This window comes from Enterobacter cloacae complex sp. IR5384 (genome assembly GCF_049237265.1).
In the GTDB taxonomy this organism is placed as follows: Bacteria; Pseudomonadota; Gammaproteobacteria; order Enterobacterales; family Enterobacteriaceae; genus Enterobacter; species Enterobacter cloacae.
In genome coordinates this window covers 1-1244 of sequence record NZ_JBMKHJ010000102.1, presented here as the reverse complement: position 1 = coordinate 1244, position 1244 = coordinate 1, and the positions used below count along the sequence as shown (strand labels likewise).

Sequence of the window (1244 nt, the reverse complement as noted above, 5' to 3'; positions counted from 1 at the left end):
AGGGCATAAGCGACTCCATAAACGGGTTCTTATGCCTTAGTTGTAAGTGTCTACCATGTCCCCGAACAAGTGTTCACTATGTCCCCGGACCGTACATGGGGAGAGGGTTAGGGTGAGGGGATTCTACTCTCCGCTCAACGCATCAAACTCTTCACATCCCGTATCAAACCCTTCCGTACAGCTCAGGTTCAACCAGTAGAGCGCCTTCTGTTTATTGGGCGTGATAAAGCCTTTCTCGCCCTGCTGGAACAGCATCCCTGCCCAGTATTCGGCATAGCCAGTGCGTGACAAAGATGAGCTGCGCTTAAACCACGATGCCGCCAGAGCATCGTCCTGGGCCACTTCTACACCGTTGGCATAAATCAGACCCAGCAGCATTTGTGCATCTACCGCAGAGTCGTTGTCGATATCTTCGGTGGCCGTCTGCAGCAGTTTGATGGCCTGCGGGTAGTCTGTTTTGCCACCCTGGGTATTCACCAGAACGCGTGCCAGCATAATGGCGCCACGCTTGCTGCCCGCAATCGTGGCCTGCTGTGCCAGCGCTTTAGCCTGAGCGTAATCGCCCTGAGTAAAGTGGATCTGAGACAACAGGGCCATGGCATCGATGTCGCCCCCTTTTGCCGCTTTCTCTGCCCACATTGCCGCCTGCTTGCTGTCGCCGGAGCTGAACCAGGTGTCGGCGAGATAATACTGAGCGCGTGCATCGCCCGCCTCCGCCTGTGCTTTGTACTGGCTGCCAATCTCATCGGCATGGACGAACGACGTAAAAATTAATAACAACAGTAAAAATGGTTTCATGGATTCTTATCATCTGGGTACACGCCGCGCAGTATAATCGCGGCCATAGAATAAAAAAACGGGTGCGTTAAGACCTCAGCATCCTGCAAGCCGGGCGGAACTGTCGTTCCGCCCGCAGAGGTTAGCCTGCAACGCAGGCTAATTTCGCCGCCACCTCCTGATGTTCACTCTTTATTGTCAGTTCGCATAACTTTCCGCGAGTAATAAAGGTAAAGATCACTATCGTCAGGCAGATAATAAAGACAATGCCTAACGCAGTTTTTAATGGCGTCATGCCTTTTACTCCTTGTCAAAAAAAGAATAAGAGGCTACTCTCAACCTGTAGGTTGTTGAGGGGTAGCCTCGGGTTGTACTGACCCCAAAAAGTTGGACAGTTAAACACGAGGCACATAGGTCTGGGTTCGATATTCAATTGGACTCAGACCTTTTAATTTCAGGCTAATTCT

Annotated in this window: 2 protein-coding genes; both read right to left on the bottom strand. The window is 51.4% G+C overall.

Annotation, left to right across the window (positions count from 1 at the left end):
• Positions 1–123: 123 nt before the first annotated feature.
• Positions 124–798, bottom strand: a complete 675-nt coding sequence (locus ACOTX3_RS26030; RefSeq protein ID WP_029883707.1) for a tetratricopeptide repeat protein — start codon at positions 796–798, stop codon at positions 124–126.
• A 121-nt stretch (positions 799–919) separates the two neighbouring features.
• Positions 920–1072: a Hok/Gef family protein gene (locus ACOTX3_RS26025; protein ID WP_013095084.1), complete on the bottom strand. Its 153-nt coding sequence runs from the start codon at positions 1070–1072 to the stop codon at positions 920–922.
• Between the last annotated feature and the right edge of the window lie 172 nt (positions 1073–1244).

What these genes read in the sequence shown, in the direction of transcription:
- ACOTX3_RS26030 (WP_029883707.1), bottom strand. Translation starts at nt 798, where the DNA reads ATGAAACCATTTTTACTGTTGTTATTAATTTTTACGTCGTTCGTCCAT.
- ACOTX3_RS26025 (WP_013095084.1), bottom strand. Translation starts at nt 1,072, where the DNA reads ATGACGCCATTAAAAACTGCGTTAGGCATTGTCTTTATTATCTGCCTG.